This window comes from Flavobacteriales bacterium (assembly GCA_020635855.1).
In the GTDB taxonomy this organism is placed as follows: domain Bacteria; phylum Bacteroidota; class Bacteroidia; order JACJYZ01; family JACJYZ01; genus JACJYZ01.
In genome coordinates this window covers 1,778,398-1,795,966 of the sequence record JACJYZ010000002.1, presented here as the reverse complement: position 1 = coordinate 1,795,966, position 17,569 = coordinate 1,778,398, and the positions used below count along the sequence as shown (strand labels likewise).

Annotated in this window: 16 protein-coding genes and 1 tRNA gene; 5 read left to right on the top strand and 12 right to left on the bottom strand. The window is 50.6% G+C overall.

Going from position 1 to position 17,569, the window contains the following annotated elements; genetic code table 11:
* Positions 1 to 44: 44 nt before the first annotated feature.
* Genes H6585_07370 through H6585_07350 form a run of 5 tightly spaced genes read right to left on the bottom strand, consistent with a single transcriptional unit; the run spans position 45 to position 4,316 of the window.
* Entirely contained in the window at positions 45 to 458 is a 414-nt protein-coding gene (locus tag H6585_07370; protein ID MCB9448145.1) for a cupin domain-containing protein, read from the bottom strand.
* Complete coding sequence (locus H6585_07365) at positions 455 to 1,435, bottom strand: methionyl-tRNA formyltransferase (GenBank protein ID MCB9448144.1); 981 nt, start codon at positions 1,433 to 1,435, stop codon at positions 455 to 457. The genes H6585_07370 and H6585_07365 overlap by 4 nt, the downstream gene beginning before the upstream one ends.
* The gene (locus H6585_07360) at positions 1,422 to 1,790 is read right to left on the bottom strand and encodes a hypothetical protein (protein MCB9448143.1); all 369 of its coding nucleotides are present in this window, start codon (positions 1,788 to 1,790) and stop codon (positions 1,422 to 1,424) included. The genes H6585_07365 and H6585_07360 overlap by 14 nt, the downstream gene beginning before the upstream one ends.
* A gap of 49 nt (positions 1,791 to 1,839) precedes the next feature.
* Positions 1,840 to 2,415 carry a DNA-3-methyladenine glycosylase gene (locus H6585_07355; GenBank protein ID MCB9448142.1) on the bottom strand — a complete coding sequence of 192 codons (576 nt, stop codon included), beginning with the start codon at positions 2,413 to 2,415 and terminating at the stop codon, positions 1,840 to 1,842.
* Complete coding sequence (locus H6585_07350; GenBank protein ID MCB9448141.1) at positions 2,412 to 4,316, bottom strand: RecQ family ATP-dependent DNA helicase; 1,905 nt, start codon at positions 4,314 to 4,316, stop codon at positions 2,412 to 2,414. Before H6585_07350 ends, H6585_07355 begins: the two co-directional genes overlap by 4 nt.
* Positions 4,317 to 4,455: 139 nt before the next feature.
* Here H6585_07350 and H6585_07345 point away from each other — a divergent pair, with 139 nt between their 5' ends.
* Positions 4,456 to 5,127 carry a DUF2461 domain-containing protein gene (locus tag H6585_07345; GenBank protein ID MCB9448140.1) on the top strand — a complete coding sequence of 224 codons (672 nt, stop codon included), beginning with the start codon at positions 4,456 to 4,458 and terminating at the stop codon, positions 5,125 to 5,127.
* Positions 5,128 to 5,340: 213 nt separating this feature from the next.
* Here H6585_07345 and H6585_07340 read toward each other — a convergent pair whose 3' ends face one another.
* A complete protein-coding gene (locus H6585_07340; GenBank protein MCB9448139.1) occupies positions 5,341 to 6,621 on the bottom strand; it encodes a divalent metal cation transporter in 1,281 nt (426 codons plus the stop codon).
* A 66-nt stretch (positions 6,622 to 6,687) separates the two neighbouring features.
* Positions 6,688 to 7,350 carry a nitroreductase family protein gene (locus H6585_07335; protein MCB9448138.1) on the bottom strand — a complete coding sequence of 221 codons (663 nt, stop codon included), beginning with the start codon at positions 7,348 to 7,350 and terminating at the stop codon, positions 6,688 to 6,690.
* 502 nt (positions 7,351 to 7,852) lie between these two features.
* Between H6585_07335 and H6585_07330 the strand changes: the two genes are divergently transcribed.
* The gene (locus H6585_07330) at positions 7,853 to 8,233 is read left to right on the top strand and encodes a nuclear transport factor 2 family protein (protein MCB9448137.1); all 381 of its coding nucleotides are present in this window, start codon (positions 7,853 to 7,855) and stop codon (positions 8,231 to 8,233) included.
* A gap of 225 nt (positions 8,234 to 8,458) precedes the next feature.
* Entirely contained in the window at positions 8,459 to 10,222 is a 1,764-nt protein-coding gene (gene typA, locus H6585_07325; GenBank protein MCB9448136.1) for a translational GTPase TypA, read from the top strand.
* A gap of 636 nt (positions 10,223 to 10,858) precedes the next feature.
* On the opposite strand, the gene H6585_07320 is transcribed toward typA, so the two are convergent.
* Both H6585_07320 and H6585_07315 read right to left on the bottom strand, forming a co-directional pair.
* The gene (locus H6585_07320; GenBank protein MCB9448135.1) at positions 10,859 to 12,475 is read right to left on the bottom strand and encodes an ATP-binding cassette domain-containing protein; all 1,617 of its coding nucleotides are present in this window, start codon (positions 12,473 to 12,475) and stop codon (positions 10,859 to 10,861) included.
* Between the two features lie 148 nt (positions 12,476 to 12,623).
* Entirely contained in the window at positions 12,624 to 13,448 is an 825-nt protein-coding gene (locus H6585_07315; GenBank protein ID MCB9448134.1) for a hypothetical protein, read from the bottom strand.
* 131 nt (positions 13,449 to 13,579) lie between these two features.
* Between H6585_07315 and H6585_07310 the strand changes: the two genes are divergently transcribed.
* Positions 13,580 to 13,652: transfer RNA gene (locus H6585_07310), tRNA-Lys, on the top strand.
* 95 nt (positions 13,653 to 13,747) lie between these two features.
* Positions 13,748 to 14,095 (top strand): four helix bundle protein, encoded by a 348-nt coding sequence (locus tag H6585_07305; GenBank protein MCB9448133.1) that lies wholly within the window; start codon positions 13,748 to 13,750, stop codon positions 14,093 to 14,095.
* Between the two features lie 521 nt (positions 14,096 to 14,616).
* Here H6585_07305 and H6585_07300 read toward each other — a convergent pair.
* From H6585_07300 to H6585_07290, 3 genes are all read right to left on the bottom strand, one after another.
* Positions 14,617 to 15,723 (bottom strand): acyl-CoA desaturase, encoded by a 1,107-nt coding sequence (locus H6585_07300; protein ID MCB9448132.1) that lies wholly within the window; start codon positions 15,721 to 15,723, stop codon positions 14,617 to 14,619.
* A 292-nt stretch (positions 15,724 to 16,015) separates the two neighbouring features.
* Positions 16,016 to 16,717 (bottom strand): PorT family protein, encoded by a 702-nt coding sequence (locus H6585_07295; protein MCB9448131.1) that lies wholly within the window; start codon positions 16,715 to 16,717, stop codon positions 16,016 to 16,018.
* A 37-nt stretch (positions 16,718 to 16,754) separates the two neighbouring features.
* On the bottom strand, positions 16,755 to 17,522 hold the full coding sequence (locus H6585_07290) for an outer membrane beta-barrel protein (protein ID MCB9448130.1): 768 nt from the start codon (positions 17,520 to 17,522) through the stop codon (positions 16,755 to 16,757).
* Positions 17,523 to 17,569: the final 47 nt, after the last annotated feature.

Here is a 17,569-nt window from a genome sequence, read left to right as displayed (position 1 = left end):
GATAATCCCGGCTGAATCCCTTGCCGTGTAAGCGATTTGGTACTTCACTTTTTCGGTTCCACCAGGATTCGATCAGGGGTGATTAATCCTGGAGAAAAAACGGAAATTGCCTTCAAAGGGGTGTCCCCTGTTTTTTTTACCGCATGGTGTGTGCCGGGAATCATCACCAGCACCTGCCCGGGATGTATCGCAAAGGTAGAATCGCCCAACTCCATGGTGCCTTCTCCTTCCAACACATATACGGTTTCGGTGTGACTGGCATGATAGTGCAGCGGAATTTCCTTTTCTACCCAGGCCACAAATACCGACACGGTTGAGTCGGAATGCAGTTTTTCGATGCAGCTTTTTTCGCAGGGAGAAGGTTCAGGCAGGTTGTTGACCTGCACCTGGGCAAGTGCGGCGTCTGTTGTGCATACAAGGGTGCACACCATGGTGGAAATCAGGAAGCGGATTTTCATGAAGCGTTTTCTTTTGGGGATGCGATGCGGAACGATGTGCTCATGCCGCGCAGCAAGTCGGCAACGGGCATTCTTTTTTTTCCTTCCAACTGAACCTCGGTTGGCAAGATCCACCCGTCACTGCATGCAATGGAAAAGGAAACGTGGTTGTCTGCCATGTATACTTCTCCGGGTAATGTTGCGTGGGGTTGCAGCCGCACTTCCGCAGCATAAATTTTTAAGAGCAGACGTTTCCCGTTGTCGGTTTCTATGTAGGTACGGGCGCCCGGGTACGGGCTCATGCCACGAATCAACCGGTCTGCCTCAACTGCACTTTTGTTCCAATCGATCACACAGCTTTCGGGATAAATTTTCGGAGCCTCTTTACCCGGACGGGGAGGAGACTGCTGAACCTGCTGGTAGTTTCCTTCGGCAATCGCATTCACCGTTTTCACCAGGAGATCCGCACCGGTTTTCATCAGCTTGTCGTGAAGACTTCCTGCCGTTTCATTTCCATCAATCACAACTTCTTCCCGGAACAACAGGTCGCCGGTGTCAATCACATCGTTGATGAAAAATGTGGTGACACCGGTTTTGGGTTCACCATTTATAATGGCATGGTTGATTGGCGCCGCACCGCGATAATCCGGAAGGAGGGAGGCATGCAGGTTGATGGTGCCATGTGTGGGCAGCGACCACACCACTTTGGGTAGCATGCGGAAAGCAACCACCACGAACAGGTCGGCATGCAGGCGTTGCAGGCGGTTGATGAAGCCCTCATCCCTGAGCCTGTCGGGTTGAAGCAGCGGCAGGTCGTGTTCGAGTGCATACTTTTTCACGTCCGACATGTGCAGCGTTTGGCCACGACCGGCCGGTTTGTCTTCTGCGGTAACCACACCCACAATCTGGTGTTCGCTTTTCCGGAGGGCATCCAGCGAAGCCACCGCAAACTGCGGCGTACCCATGAACACGATCCGGAGTGGTTTATCGCTTTTCAATGGAAAGAATGTTCACAATGGTTCCGGCCATGCAAATGCTCATGGCACTTTTGTTCACTTCGTAGCTGACCCTCACCTTCAATCCTTCCACCCGCATGTCTTCCTTCAGGTTGAGGGGTTCCAGCCGGGTGCTGTCTGTCAGCTCAATCAGGAAGCTGCAGCCGTCCAGCTTGCCGTTCATGTCTCGGATCGTTCCGTCTGCCGTAATGGTATCACCTTTTTTGTTGGCTGACACCGCCACGGGTGCGGTTTTTTTTGGAGGAGCATCCGGTTCGGTTTGTGCTTTTTTTCCTCCGCATGCCGGTGCGAACAACACCGGTACAATCAGAAGTGCATACAAGGAGAATTGTTTCATGGTTCGGACTTTTGACGGCAATGCAGCCGGATGCCGGTAAAAATACATCTTATAATGAAAGGCGGAAACGGTAAGGCAATTTTGCGTCTTCACCGGCATAGTCGACCCCAACCCTGGGGCCAACAGTGATCTGATCTTTTGAGGGTCGGATGCCCCGGTCTTCCAACCATATCACATGCCCGTTCAGGGATGTCTTGTTGTGTTTCACGGTGATACCCAATGCCTGTGAAAGGGTAGCGGGTCCACCGGATAACCGGGGTCCTTCCGTTGTGAGTTTTCTTCGTTCAAGCATGAGGTCGATTCCTTCCGAAGGTTGAACGGCGCGTACCAGGATCGCATGCGGAACATCCTTTACATTGGTAACCACATTGAACAGGTGATGCAAACCGTAGCAGAGGTAAACGTATGCAAGTCCGCCGTTTTGGTACATCGTTTCGGTTCTCGCGGTGCGCCTGTTGCCGTATGCATGACTGGCCCTGTCGTTCACGCCGGCGTATGCTTCCGTTTCGGTGATGATGCCGGATGTTCGCGTACCGTTGATGTTCGTCACCAGAAATTTTCCCAGCAGGTCTTCCGCCAGTGCCACCACATCGGTCTGGCGATAATAGGAGGGGGGGAGTTTCAGGATATCCACGACAACAGATTTTCACGTGTGTGTTTGATCTTTCCATGGTCCATCAACCATTGGATCACCTTGATGACCCTGTCTTGATTGGAGCCTTCGATGTGTTGGATCACATCCGACAGTGACATGTTCTTTTCCTTTAATAAGGTCTTAAGCTGACCCGATACCTGTTCGAATTCAATGTCGTTTAGTTGAAGTGGATTCCGGTCGATGCAAACATCGCAAACTCCGCACCGTTTTGCATCCTTTTCACCGAAGTATGCCTGAAGCATGATGCTGCGGCATCGGGTGACGGAGGTCACATAATAGATCATCGACTCGGCCCGACGCATGGCCAGTTCTTTTCTGTTTTTCAGAAATTCAGGGGGGATGTGCAAGTTTTTTTCGTGTAGCCTCTCTTTCGGAAAATATACCTGCGGTATTTCTTTCCGGGGTTGATAGTCTACCACCTCTTCCTTGTGCATCCTGGTCAGTGCATCTCTCACTTGCTGTGGAGCGAGGTGTGAGCGTCTGGCCAGGTCTTCTTCCCGTACCGGCACCAGGTCATCGAACAAGCCGGGGTACGAGCGCAAAACCAATTTGATGAAAGCATCCATGGATTGATGGGATACCTGGTAACCGTAAAGTTCTTGCCGGCTCAACAGGAACTGCAGACGCGACGGTTGGAACATGTCTTCCCGCAACATGACATAGCCGGCTCTTTCAAGGACACGGAGGCAATGGAATACATGTGCCGGTTTGTATTGAAAGCGTTCACAGAAAAGACCGATGTCAAAATCATGCGAAGTGTCTTCACCGCTTCCCACGGGTAATTGAAAAAAGTTGCCGAGTGCCTGGTATACCGCACGGATGTCTTCAAAAGGCGGGTGACTGGCATTGATGCGTTCCAGCAGCTCAATGTGGTCGGCGCGGTTATGCAGCAGCATCGCAACCGCAGGTTTTTCATCCCTGCCGGCGCGACCTGCCTCCTGCATGTAACTCTCGACCTGGTCAGGCATATCCATATGAACCACAAAGCGCACATCGGGTTTGTCGATACCCATGCCGAATGCATTTGTGCACACCATGACCTGGATCCGACCTGCCATCCATTGCTCCTGTCTCATCTGTCGTTCTTCACCAGGCAAACCGGCATGGTAAAAGGAAGCTTTGATGCCCGCCCTGGCCAGCAACGATGCAATGTCGCGCGTGTGTTTGCGTGTGCGCACATACACGATGCCGCTGCCTTTGTTTTTCCGGATCCATTGCAACAGGTAACCTTCTTTGTCTTCCGTGTTTTTTACCTGGTACGAAAGGTTGGGACGGGCGAAGCTTTTACGCAATACACGGGTATCATGCATGAGTAATTGCTTCGTAACGTCGGCAGCCACCTCTTCGGTAGCGGTGGCGGTTAATGCCAGCAAAGGTGTTTTCGGCCAGAACTTCCGGATGGATGCAATCTGCAGGTATGCCGGCCTGAAGTCGTGCCCCCATTGAGAAACGCAATGTGCTTCATCCACCGCCAGCAGGTTCACCTTCATTTTTGCCAGCCGTGCCTGAACAAGGGGTGAAAGCAATCGTTCGGGTGACAGATAAAGCAGTTTGATCTTACCATATATACAGTTGTCCAGAATCGTATCCACTTCCCGGTGTCCCATGCCAGCAACCAATGCTTTGGCCGAAATGCCTTTTTTGACCAGCGCTTCGGTTTGGTCTTTCATCAGTGCGATCAGTGGAGAGATTACGATGCATATACCCGGCAGGGTGAGGGCGGGAACCTGGTAGCAGATCGATTTGCCGCCACCTGTAGGCAGCAACGCCAGCGTGTCTTTTCCGTCAAGAACAGATTGAATGATCTCTTCCTGCAAGGGGCGGAAGGATGAATAACCCCAATACTGTGTAAGGATCTGTTTCGGGTTCACGTGTGTTGTGTTGATGTGAAGATAAAGAAAATGGTTATCGCGGCGATGGATGCATCATCGGTTTGCGGATGCCGGGACGGGCGACTAACTTTGGCTCCTCATCATTCACATTCACCGCCCTCATTAATCCACATACAACATGTCAGCTATTTCCACTTCCACCCTTCGCTTTCTGAAAGACCTCAAGGCAAACAACAACAAAGAATGGTTCCTGGAAAACAAGCAGCGCTATGAAGATGCCCGCGTGGAGTTCACCGCGTTTGTGGATGACCTGATCCGCTTGATCGCGAAATTCGATCCGGCGATTGCGCATCACCAAGCCAAAGATTGTGTGTTCAGGATTTACAGGGATGTGCGATTCTCAAAAGACAAATCCCCTTATAAAGCACACCTGGGAGCGCATATCACGTCGGCCGAAAGTCGTTCAGAAATTCATACCAGAGCCGGGTACTACCTTCATATCGAACCGGGCGCTACCATCCTGGCCGGAGGTGCATACCTTCCGGAGGGTCCATGGTTAAAGGCCATCCGCCAGGAGATCGACTACAACGCTGCCGGATTTCAGAAGCTGATCGGATCGAAGTCGTTCCGCGAATACTTCCGTGAGGTACAGGGCGAAAAACTGAAAACCACGCCGAAAGGGTATGACGCCGGCCACCCCCAGATCGAATGGCTCCGGCACAAGAGCTTTCTTGCTGTTCATGATTGCGCAGATAAGCAGGTGACGTCCGCTGATTTTTTACAGCATTGCGGAAAGGTGTACAAAGCGTTGAAGCCGTTCGATGATTTTTTGAATGAAGCGAAAGGTTGATGGGATGCGTGGTAATTACGCTGCGCTGTAAGTGGGCTTCGCCGTAAATACGCTTCGCTGTAAATGGTTCCCTTCGGTTGCGTGAGAAGGGTGTAATGTTTTTTTGAGGATGTGCCCTTTTACTTCCTGGCTGGTACCTCCTTACCTCCTTACCTCCTTACCTCCTTACTTCCTTACTTCCTTACCTCCTTACCTCCTTACCCCTTTACTTCCTCACGATCCCCCTCTATTCACCAAAAAATACACCGAGAACGCCAGCAGGAACAGAATCCCCAGCCAGCTGAGGGTGCGCAACCATAAGGGTGGGACCGCTTCTTCCGAAATGTACTTTTTGGTTACCAGGATGTGGTTGGCAATGGCGATCACAGGTGCGATCAGGAACGACATGGTTGTGGCGAAATCCACCAACTGTTTCATGGATTTTCCGAACAGTACGATGATGAGGAGCGATCCCAATCCCACCACCAGCAGGCTGCCGCTGTAGAACTTTTTGTGCAGGTTGCTGTCGTTGGCTTTGTCGCCCGACAGAAACAGCAGTTCGGTGGTACGTTCGATGGACCTTGCATATCCGTCGAACACGGCGATGGAAGTTCCGAACATAATTGAGAATGCAGATGCGGCAATGATGACATACGTCCAGTTGCCCATGGTTTGTGTATAAAGGGTTACCACGGCGTTGGCGAATGCGCCGCTGCTTTCGGGCATCACCTTGCCTGAGCCGAAGATCATGTAGGCGCCGAGTGTTACAAAGCAGATGGCCAGCAGGGAGGTGACGATGTATCCCAGGTTAAAGTCGAGCAGGGTTTCCTTCAATTTCGGTTTGTACCCTGTTTCGCGGATGCGTTCGATGGTCCACAGGCTGTTCCAGGTAGACATGTCCACGGCGGTGGGCATCCAACCCATCAGGGCAATGATGAATGCAATGTCGGTGCCCTGCCATTCGGAAGGGGGGAGAAACCAGGAAAGTTCTGCGGCCGGACCTTTGTGCAGCGACAGGAAAAATGCGCCGAGGGTAGACAACAGCATCACCACACCGATGACTTTCATGAGTCCGTCAAGCGCATTGAACTTCCCGATCAGCAGGATGCCGATGCAGCTGGCGAACAGCACGATGGTGGTGATCATGGTGCCGTTGCTGATCATCTGGCTTACCCCGAACAGGTTGTCGAGAAAACCGGCGGTAACAGCACCCACTGCGGCACTCACGAAGAACATGGAACCAAGTGTGATGAGGAAGTACAGCCAAAGCATGCCGGTGTGCAATCGCTTGTAGCCATCGATCAGGCTCTTGCCGGTGGCGTTGGCATAGCGTGATCCGAATTCGAAAAACGGGTATTTGCACAGGTTGGCCAGGCATACGGCCCAGAGCAAGCCGTATCCATAGTTGGCGCCAGCCCGGGTGGATTGTACCAGGTGGGAAACACCGATGGCGGTGGATGCGAAGATAAGGCCGGGGCCGAGGGTTTTAAGAAAGTTGGATACGTTGGGTTTCATGAACGGGTGTTCGTCTTCGTTTTTCGTTGTGAACTCGACTTGCGACTAAGGACTAAAGACTTACGACTATAAATATGTTTCCATCACTTCCGACAGCGGCTTACGCACCAGGTCGGGTACTTGTACATCGTCGGCCGGGTAACCCACGGGAAGCAACAGGAAGGGGCGTTCATTGTCGGGGCGGTTCAGGATTTTGGCGAGGAAGTTCATCGGGCTGGGGGTGTGGGTAAGGGAAACCAGCCCAGCGTTGTGCACGGCTGCCAGGAAAAATCCGGCTGCCAGTCCGACCGACTCGCTCACATAATAGTTGTTTTTCTTTTTGCCATCCACATTTTCATACACCCTTTTGAACAGCACCACGATCCACGGGGCCACCTCTAGGAACTCCTTGTGCCAGTCGGTTTGCAGGGGCGCCAGGTCCTGCAGCCATTCTTCGGTCATTCGGCCGTTATAGCTTTCATATTCTTCCTTTTCGGCTGCTTCGCGAATGGCTTTCTTGATGGCGGGATCGCCGATCAGGCAGAACGTCCAGGGTTGTTTATGTGCACCGGATGGGGCAGTGGATGCGGTTTTGATGATGTTTTCCATCACCTCCCTCGGCACTTCCCGATCAGAAAAATGGCGGACCGATCTGCGGGTATCCATCCATTCATAAAAGGAGGCCGAACGTTCGATCATTTCTTCCGGCGAATACGTGTCGCGGGTGTAGGTGATGAAGGGATGTTCCATGGGAGTCTTTAGTCGTAAGTCTTTAGTCCTTGGTCTTTAGATGGTGGCGGACAGATTAGCTATGGGTTTCAACTACAAACCGTTCAAATGTATGAAAGGATTTGAAATCTGTATTTGGTAGATGGAATTAGTTGTATTGGGACAAGCCGGACATACCGCCGGTTGGTGTGTCAGAAGAACTGAAAGGTAAAAGTGTTTGAACCGCATAGGCACATAGTGCACTTATACTATGTGATTTTTCTATTGTGGCCTGCATGTCCATGTGGTTCAACAATTACTTCCATTTTCTGTCTACGGTCATTTAAAATCGCCGTATGCATGTTTCCGGATCGTTAACAAATCGGGTTGCGCTTATTTATCTCTTGAACCGGAAAGGAGTTGTACTTAACTTTCCGTACAAAATTCCGTCCCGGGATCGGGACCGGAACAGGAGGTGTCGTGCAGCATTCACACGGTGCGGGCGTCCCTCTTGTGTTTATCATCAAATTCAAAACATAACCACATGACAACAGAACAAGTAGCCAAAAGACTGGTGGAGCTTTGCCGCCAGGGTCAATTCGAATCAGCCATAAAAGAGCTGTACAGCAAAGACATTATCAGCATCGAACCCGAGGGTGCGCCTGTGAAGGAATCCCGTGGCATCGAGGCAATCATCGCCAAGAACCAGCAGTTTGCCGAAATGGTGCAAGAAATTCATGGCATGGAAGTGTCTGATCCGCTGGTGGCCGACGATTATTTTGCGGTGACCATGAAGCTGGATGTGACTTATAAAGGTGCACCCCGCAGCAACATGAATGAGGTTTGTGTTTACCAGGTGAAAGATGGCAAAATCGCCCGGGAGCAGTTCTTTCATACGCCCATGATGGCTCCGGCCCAGGCGTAAGGAAGCCCGGTAAAAGTACCCATGAGGTCCGTTCCGACGATACCGGAGCGGACCTTTTTGTTTCCTGTGGATGTCCGGGGTCACAAAAAAGCGATGACAGCATACAACTTGCGCGTACTTTCCCTACCTTTGCACGCGATTTTGAGGAGGTAGCCGAGAGCCGGTTATCCGGTAAAGGTTTCATGTTTATCAATCCCGTTGGAAGCGGGTTTAGAAAGGATCAGGATGCAAAACATACGCAACGTAGCGATCATCGCCCACGTCGACCACGGTAAAACCACCCTGGTAGATCGCATCATCGAGGCATGCCAGACGCTGAAGGACAAGCGCAAAGACGACGGAGAACTGATTCTTGATAACAACGACCTGGAACGGGAGCGAGGTATCACCATTCTTTCCAAAAACGTATCGGTCATGTACCGCGACGTGAAAATCAACCTTATCGACACCCCCGGTCACGCCGACTTCGGAGGAGAAGTGGAGCGTGTATTGAAAATGGCCGATGGCGTGCTGTTGCTGGTGGATGCATTCGAAGGCCCCATGCCGCAGACACGTTTTGTGTTGGGCAAGGCGATCGAGTTGAAGTTGAAACCCATCGTGGTGGTGAACAAGGTCGACAAGGAAAACTGTACCCCCGAAGAAACCCAGGAGAAAGTATTTGACCTGATGTTCTCACTGGGTGCCACAGAAGATCAGCTGAACTTCAAGACCATCTTCGGATCCTCCAAATTCGGATGGATGAGCGACGACTACAAGCACAAAACAGAGAATATTTTCCCACTGCTGGATGCCATCCTGAGCGAAATCCCGGCACCTCCGGTGGTGGAGGGAGCCGCACAGATGCAGATCACATCCCTGGACTACTCGTCATTCAAAGGCCGCATCGCCATCGGTCGCGTGTACCGCGGTGCCCTGGAGGTGCGGAAGGACTACATGATCATCGAAAAGGGAGATGTCAAGCGAAAGGTGCGGATCAAAGAGCTGGAACTGTTCGACGGTCTGGGAAGGGTGCCTGCGGAGAAAGTGGTATGCGGTGATATCTGTGCGATTTCCGGTTTTGATGATTTTGAAATAGGTGACACCATAGCGGCTGTTGAACTGCCGGAAGCACTTCCCCGCATTGCGGTGGATGAACCCACCATGAGCATGCTGTTCACCATCAATACATCCCCTTTCTTCGGTAAGGAAGGAAAATTCGTGACCTCACGTCACCTGCGTGAACGCCTGATGAAGGAAACGGAAAAGAACCTTGCCCTCAAGGTACAGGAGACCGACTCGGAAGATAAGTTCATGGTGTTCGGACGTGGTATCCTTCACCTCTCCATCCTCATTGAAACCATGCGCCGTGAAGGATATGAACTGCAGGTGGGCAAACCCAAAGTGATCCTGAAAGAGATCGAAGGCAAGAAATGTGAGCCCGTGGAAACACTGGTGATCGATGTGCCGGAAGATGTGGCAGGTAAAGCCATTGAACTGGTAACACAACGCAAGGGTGAAATGAAGATCATGGAACCCAAAGGCGATCTTCAGCACCTGGAGTTTGAAATTCCGGCACGTGGACTGATCGGACTTCGCAACCTGATGCTGACCGCCACCGGCGGTGAAGCCGTAATGACGCATCGCTTCAAATCATACGAGCCCATCAAGGGCGACATCACCGTGGAAGCCAAAGGATCGCTGGTGAGCATGGAAACCGGACAAGCCCTGGCGTATGCCATCGACCGTCTTCAGGATCGTGGCAGGTTTTTCATTGAACCCGGCGACCAGGTGTACAAAGGCCAGGTGATCGGCGAACACACCCGCAACAACGACCTCGACGTGAATGTGATCAAGGGTAAGAAACTCACCAACATGCGCGCATCCGGCTCGGATGAAGGTGTGAAGATCGCCCCGCCCATCCGCTTTTCACTGGAAGAGTACATGGAGTATATCAAAGACGACGAGTACCTGGAAGTGACACCGCAGAGCATGCGGATGAGGAAGATTTAAGTTGTTGGCTGTTGGTTGTTCGGGATTGAGGCAACCTGCTCCGTAGGAGCAACACATTGGTCGCATGCAGTTCAACGATGCGTGAATGCGTGCCGTAGGTACGCCACCAAAGTCTCAAGTTTCAAGTCGTGAGTTTCAAGTTGGTCCAAGGCGTCAGGGGGGCGCTCGGTTGGTTGGGGATTGGTAGTTAGGAATCAGGAATAGTCGCTCGGACCCCAATGACGCGACCATCGGGAGCAATTTACAGCGTAGCGCATTGACGGCGCAGCCCTCTTACGCGACAGCGACCGGGCATTTACAAAATAGACGGGATAGCAGTGGAAAGCCCCATTCAGTCATTTGAGGGTAGGCAGGGCTTGTAACGGATAGCCCGACAGGAGTTGGAACAGGCGATCGGCCATCTTCTTCAAAATAACACTATTGCTGGCGGATTTGTAATCCGTGCCTGAATACCTGACAAACATGTGATGGCCGAGTATCGGCATAGGTAGCAAATGCTACGGGATATTCAGACGAAGGTGCAACCTTCGCCTAACGCAGCAAACAACTTTGCATTTTAGGTTGAATAAGGCACGGATTACAAATCCGCGCCAGCTGCAGACAACTTGAGACTTGAAGCTCCTAACTTGAGACTCTCTACCCCGCCACCAGCTTCTCGCGCTGTTCGGTCACCCTTTCGTTTTCGAGGTATTCATCGTAGCTCATCACTTTATCGATGCAACCGTTGGGGGTAAGTTCGATGATGCGGTTGGCCACGGTTTGGGTGAAGGTATGGTCATGTGAAGTGAACAGGACGGTGCCCGGGAATGAGATCAACGCGTTGTTGAAGGCGGTGATCGATTCCAGGTCGAGGTGGTTGGTGGGTTCGTCGAGGATGAGCAGGTTGGCCTGGAACTGCATCATGCGGGCGATCATGCAGCGGACTTTCTCGCCGCCCGACAGCACGTTGGATTTCTTCAGGCTTTCTTCGCCGCTGAACAGCATTTTGCCGAGGAAACCACGCAGGTATACATCGTCTTTTCCGGGGGCGAATTCCCGAAGCCAGTCGATCAGGTTATCGTTGGACTTGAAATACTGGTCGTTCTCATTCGGCAGGTAAGCCCAGGTGATGGTTTGTCCGAACTTGAAGCCACCGGCATCCGCTTGCAGTTCACCTGCCAGGATGCGAAAGAAGGAACTGACGGCAAGACCGTTCTGACTGATCACAGCGATCTTGTCGCCCTTGTTAACGGTGAAGTGGATATCTGAGAACAGCAGGTTTTTTTCAAGGGATTTACCCAGGCCTTCTACGGAAAGGATCTCGTTACCGGCCTCGCGTTCCTGTTGGAAGATGATGCCGGGATATTTCCTGGAAGAAGGTTTGATTTCGTCGAGGTTGATCTTGTCGAGCAGTTTCTTCCTGCTGGTGGCCTGGCGTGATTTGGAAGCATTGGCGCTGAAGCGGGCCACAAATTCTTCCAGTTCCTTTTTGCGGTCTTCGGCTTTTTTATTGGCAGCCTGGCGTTGTCTCAGGGCGAGTTGGCTGGACTCGTACCAGAACGAGTAGTTACCTGTATAGATGGTGATTTTACCGAAATCGATATCGGCGGTATGTGTACAAACGGTGTCCAGGAAGTGGCGGTCGTGCGAAACCACGATCACGATGTTGGGGAAATCCATGAGGAAGTCTTCCAGCCAGGTGATGGTTTTCACATCCAGGTCGTTGGTGGGCTCATCGAGGATGAGGATGTCGGGGTTGCCGTACAGCGCCTGTGCAAGCAGCACCCTTACTTTCAGGCTACCCGGAAGGTCGCGCATCAGCAGGTGGTGGTTGGATTCGGGGATTCCCAGTCCGCTCAACAGTTCTGCGGCGTCGGCTTCGGCATTCCATCCGCCCATCTCAGCGAATTGTGCTTCCAGCTCGGAGGTACGCATGCCGTCTTCTTCGGAAAAATCCGGTTTGGCGTAGATGGCGTCTTTTTCTTCCTTGATCTTCCAGAGCACTGAGTGGCCCATCATGACGGTATCCAGGACGGTGTTGTCATCAAACGCGAAGTGGTCCTGTTTCAGCACGGCCATACGTTTTCCGGGTTCGATGTGTACGTGGCCCGAATTGGGTTCGATCTCACCGGAGAGTATTTTGAGGAATGTGGATTTACCTGCTCCGTTGGCTCCGATGACTCCGTAGCAATTGCCGGGGGTGAATTTGAGGTTCACTTCATCAAAGAGTACCCGTTTACCATATTGAAGGGAAACGTTGTCGACCTGGATCATAACGTAGTTTATTTAGGACTGCAAAGGTACAGCGAATGTTTGAAATGTGGTACAATCCCTGCAAATAAAGAGGTAATGGAAGGGGAGTGGGCAAAAAAAATCCCCCTGCGGCAAGCAGGGGGACTTTTTCGGATTGGTTAAGACCGGATCACTTGGTGAATTCGGTCCACGTATAATGATGTATATAGGTATTGGTGCTTTCCACCTCAGTCTCGGTAGCCACGCGGCCGTTATCATACGTATAGGAGACGGTGAAAAAGGGTGTGGTGGGTGATGCGGACAGATATATTTTGGTTTCGTTGTTGGTGCAAAACATGTCCAGGATTTCCTCGGGGTCATTGGTCCAGCTTTTAAAAGGCCTTTCGGCGGTCAGGTCGTAGTCTGCCTTCACCATTCCGTAGCTGTTGCTTTGTGCATCTGCCAGCATCAGGGAATCAATGTTGCCGTTGGTGAAGACAATGGAACTGAAGTCGGCAGGTTCATTCGGTGCGTCATTCTTACCGGAACGGAAAACCTTGTGATACCTGGTTAGTGTGCCTGAGGCGTAGGTGTAAATGTGTGAGAGTGCATAGGCACCGCTGTCGTTGGTTCCGGTTTCTGTTATCGAATCAAGTACGCTGCCGGAGTAAAAATAGGTTTGCACCTGTTCCGGGGTGGAGGAGCCGCTGTTATACCTTTGCAGCTTGGACAACTTTCCGGAAGCATAAAGAAGCGTGTCCCAATCGCCAGGTGTACTGCTTCCATTGTAGTAATTGGCGATTTTGACCGGTTGATCGGATGTGTTGTAGGTGTATTTGGCAATGGAAATGTTGGTGCCGTCTGAGGCACTGTCCTGGGTCAGCAATACCACGGTTGTGGTGCCACCTCCTCCACCGCCATCATCATCGTCATCATCTTCTTTTTTGCAGGATGCAGTGAATGTCAGGCCGGCGAATACAAGTCCGCCCAGAAGTAGCAAAGAGGCTCTTTTCATGATATGTGTGTGTTGATTGGGTTACGGGGTGCGGTTTACGGAAGGATATGCGGATGGGTTACAAAGAAAAAATGCGCTTCGGAAAGGCATTGTAATTACAGGCCTTTTGTTATCTTTGCCGCCACTTATCCGACTCCGTAGCTCAGTTGGTAGAGCAGCTGACTCTTAATCAGCGGGTCGAAGGTTCGAGTCCTTCCGGGGTCACAAAACAGTTTGGAGTGTGAGTGGTGAGCGAGAGCGAGCTGCTCGCACGTAAAGCTGTTTTGTTTCTCGAGTCTCACACTGTAACTCACACTCCTATGTTTGATTTTGAAAAACTGGGGGTATATGTCAAAGCAAAGGATTTCAATCATTCTGTTTCGGATTTTATAGAAACTTCTTTGCTTGACAAACCTACCCAGGATCAGCTAAGGAGGGCGTCATTTAGTATCATGTTGAATATTGCGGAAGGTTCGGGTCGGTTTACCAGACCTGATCGTCGTAACTTTTACGTAATTGCCAGAGGGTCGGTATTTGAGTGTGCGGCGGTCATGGATTACCTGAAAGATCGCAAGCTGCTACCGGAATCTTCATACGCACGATACTATTCCGTATTAGAGGAAATGTCGAAAATGCTTTATGCATTGATCAAAGGTCTGACGGATTAAAATACGTTTGAAAAGCGAGCTTTTCTTTTTGTAAGCGCCTTGTGAAATGCATGCGAGGAACGAGCATGCCCATGATCTGGTTTGGAACTTGAACCACCGAAGGCCCGGCGCAGCCAATCATTGGCAGCATACAGCAAGAGCATACAGCATACAGCGAGCACAAACACGGGGATTGTTAGGGAGTCGCTCAACATCAATTACCTTTTTTCGGGGTTACAGGTATGATCCGTTACGGATGTATGCTGCGATCGTTTTATCCGTGGCGGGAACCCAATGCCGGAGGCATTGAAGGTTTATAGACGATTGCATGGGTATGATGACGTACGACCCCGTTGGGGTCGCAGCATTTTCCATGTTTATGTTTTCTATAAACGTTGAATCCCGCCGGGATTCTTTTGGAACCACCGAAGGTCCGGCGCAGCCAATCATTAACAGCATACAGCATACAGCAACGGCATACAGCAACAGCATACAGCAACAGCATACAGCGAGTACGTGCCGGCCATATGCTCTTGCTCTTATCAACCTTGAGTGACCGTCGGTTCCCATCTACCCAGCTTGTGCAGCATTTGGATATGGTTCCAGATGGCCAATGCAAAAGTTTTTTGGCTATGATAAGGCACGTTGAACTCTTTGGCGGTATCCGACACGATTTTGGATATTTTCCGGTAATGCACGTGGCAGATCGTCGGAAACAGATGATGTTCCACCTGGTAGTTCAGTCCACCGATCAGCCAGGAGAAAACCCTGCTTGAGGGAGCGTAATTGCTGGTTGTCATCATTTCATGTATGGCCCAGCTGTTTTCAATGATTCCTTTGTTGTTGGGCGTTGGGAATTTACATTCGGGCATGACATGGGCTGTCTGAAAAATCAGGCTCAGGATGATGCCGGTGGTGAAATGCATGGCAAGGAAGGATATCAAAATCAACCATGCAGGAACCGGAACAAACATGATAGGTAATACCAGCATGTAGGTGAAGTAAAACACTTTCCAAAGTGCCAGTTGGGTCAGCAGGTTTCGAAACTTGTGCTTCCCCTTGACAAGTCCCATTTTCTTATACCTGAATGCCTGAAAGAATTCTTTCGACGTCATCCATGACAAGGTGGAGATACCATAGAAAAACCATACATAGAGAAATTGGTACCTGTGAATCCAATACCGCTTGTCGTAAGGGGAGAAACGCAGTATTTTTGGGGTGTGTATGTCATCATCCGCGCCGTGTATATTGGTATAGGTATGATGCAGTATGTTGTGCTGGAGTTTCCATATCTCCGCGTTGGCGCCAATCAGGTTCATGGAATACCCGAGAAACTTGTTGATTCTTTTTCTGGAAGAATATGCTCCGTGATTGGCATCATGCATGATGCTTAGCCCGATTCCGGCCTTCCCCAATCCCATGGTTACCCAGAGGGCTACAAACATCACCGGCTGCGTGATGTTTCCGGACAGGATGAATACATACGGGGTGAGGTATAACGTAAACATCATAACCGTTTTCATCCGCATACTCCAGTTGCCGTATTTGGACCGGTTCTTTGTGTGGAAGTAGCTGCCGACCCGTGTTCGGAGTACACGGAAAAATTCAACATTTTCTGTTTGGGAGAACTTTTGCGAAATGTAATTCATGCGTGCAATGTATTTGGCTGACGAATGGCATCAAGCAAAGCTTTGCACAACCGTCTGCTATCGGGGTCATTTTTTGAATAACCCCGATGAGTGAAACTCCTAAAACTAATGGCTAAATACCGAGCCGGATTTGGCTTTGACCGGAAAGCGCCTTTTGGGCCGAGAAGATGTACTTCCTACAGAGAGGACTAGTTTTAGATAAAATGAAGATACGAATAAATTCCGACACCGGCCGTATTTGCTTAATCCCGGCACTTCCCTCATTGTGAAGACGGCGGCAGGGTGGGGCGTATCAATTCCCCGGCCCACCGAACTGTACACCCACTGTTAATCCGGCTGTAAAGGCCCTGCGTTCAACATCCATGTCCATCCAGTGTCCCAACAAGGCATACTGAGCAGTGGGTTGGGCATACAGATTGAATGCTTCATGTTGGACCAGTTGATAGCCGAATCCTGACAGCACGGTTACATTCAGTGCCCGGTATTTTTCGTAGGAGGTTTCCTGCGGCAAATCAACGGGGTCCCCATTTTTGTTTTGCATGACAGTGCGTGTAGAGGAACCGACATGAAGCAAACCACTGCAGCCACCAGTGGCAAACCAACGGTCTCCAATTTTGAAAACCATACTGACCGGCAATTCAAGGTCGTGGTAGTTGTCGGTGCGGGTGTAACTGACAATGTCGTAACCCGCCACATAGACCGGGTAACGGAATCGCATCCCTGTGTTCCTGTAACCGAGGCCGGGGCGAAGTGTCCATGAATCACTGAGAGGGACTTCCACCGAGATGCCTGCTGAATAAGAGAACTTGGGAGACTCAATGGTTTTTTGTTGGTCGATGAAATCGTCTGTCGCATCCTCCGGAAATGTATACTTAAGCATACAAACATTGGGATAGGCGTACACCCCCAATCGGACGGGTGGGAGGGATTGTGCGTGGGTGTTCAGCGTTGCGATGAACAGGAGCGGCAGCAGGATTGCTTGTTTGTTGAACATGGCGTATGGTGTTTGTTGGTTGAATGTAAACGTCGGATCATAGCTGCTTTTCAATGATGACTTGTTCAACAGGTTCTTTCCATCTTTTGTGTTTCTTCTGAGGCACCATCAAACCGATTGTCAGGCCGGCCACCACCATGCGGCGGTTCATCGGATCATTGACATATAAGGATCGTATCATGCATTGTGCGCCGGGTTGAATGTCAATCATGATGCGGTCTTTGTATGCCATCCGGTAGCCGATAGCCACTTGCGCTGCAACATTCTTCTTCCTGGTCTCTAACTCCGGAATCCCGTTATCAAACCTTTTGTTGTAGTAATATTTGTAATGACAAAAGTTGTAAAGTCCTGTTACACCCGCAGCCGCGTACCAGTGTTTGCCGAATCGTACCACAAAATCCAACGGTATCTCTGCGTAGTAAAATGTATGCTTCTCGCCGGTTTTAATGGTGTCTTTGAGTCCGGTGATGGTGTCGGTGTTGATATATATCAGGGGTCTTATGCGGTATCCCGTACTTCTGAAACCCAGGCCGAGCCTCAATGCCAGGCGCTGGTTCAAATGATATTCCGCCATGATGCCACCGCTTAATGATTTCTTTTCGAATTCCTGGTTGCGGATGAAGGATTCCTGATCAACCGATACACCACCCTTGTTCTTATATAGCATGTTGCAGGTGTTCGGAAATACATAGTTGCCCAGGAAAAACTTCGTGGAATCCTGTGCCTTTGTTTGGTGTCCCGTAAACATGACCATCATCATCATCAGTATGATTTGCCTCACTTTTTTAAGGGTGTTGGAATTCATGTTTTACATAAATTGAAGGGAAATTTATTTGTGGGCTTCGGGAAAAA

Excerpts from the sequence above, each read along its gene's own strand:
- H6585_07370 (MCB9448145.1), bottom strand. The coding sequence starts at position 458 with ATGAAAATCCGCTTCCTGATTTCCACCATGGTGTGCACCCTTGTATGC.
- H6585_07360 (MCB9448143.1), bottom strand. The coding sequence starts at position 1,790 with ATGAAACAATTCTCCTTGTATGCACTTCTGATTGTACCGGTGTTGTTC.
- H6585_07345 (MCB9448140.1), top strand. The coding sequence starts at position 4,456 with ATGTCAGCTATTTCCACTTCCACCCTTCGCTTTCTGAAAGACCTCAAG.
- H6585_07340 (MCB9448139.1), bottom strand. The coding sequence starts at position 6,621 with ATGAAACCCAACGTATCCAACTTTCTTAAAACCCTCGGCCCCGGCCTT.
- H6585_07335 (MCB9448138.1), bottom strand. The coding sequence starts at position 7,350 with ATGGAACATCCCTTCATCACCTACACCCGCGACACGTATTCGCCGGAA.
- H6585_07330 (MCB9448137.1), top strand. The coding sequence starts at position 7,853 with ATGACAACAGAACAAGTAGCCAAAAGACTGGTGGAGCTTTGCCGCCAG.
- typA (MCB9448136.1), top strand. The coding sequence starts at position 8,459 with ATGCAAAACATACGCAACGTAGCGATCATCGCCCACGTCGACCACGGT.
- H6585_07320 (MCB9448135.1), bottom strand. The coding sequence starts at position 12,475 with ATGATCCAGGTCGACAACGTTTCCCTTCAATATGGTAAACGGGTACTC.
- H6585_07315 (MCB9448134.1), bottom strand. The coding sequence starts at position 13,448 with ATGAAAAGAGCCTCTTTGCTACTTCTGGGCGGACTTGTATTCGCCGGC.
- H6585_07305 (MCB9448133.1), top strand. The coding sequence starts at position 13,748 with ATGTTTGATTTTGAAAAACTGGGGGTATATGTCAAAGCAAAGGATTTC.
- H6585_07300 (MCB9448132.1), bottom strand. The coding sequence starts at position 15,723 with ATGAATTACATTTCGCAAAAGTTCTCCCAAACAGAAAATGTTGAATTT.
- H6585_07295 (MCB9448131.1), bottom strand. The coding sequence starts at position 16,717 with ATGTTCAACAAACAAGCAATCCTGCTGCCGCTCCTGTTCATCGCAACG.
- H6585_07290 (MCB9448130.1), bottom strand. The coding sequence starts at position 17,522 with ATGAATTCCAACACCCTTAAAAAAGTGAGGCAAATCATACTGATGATG.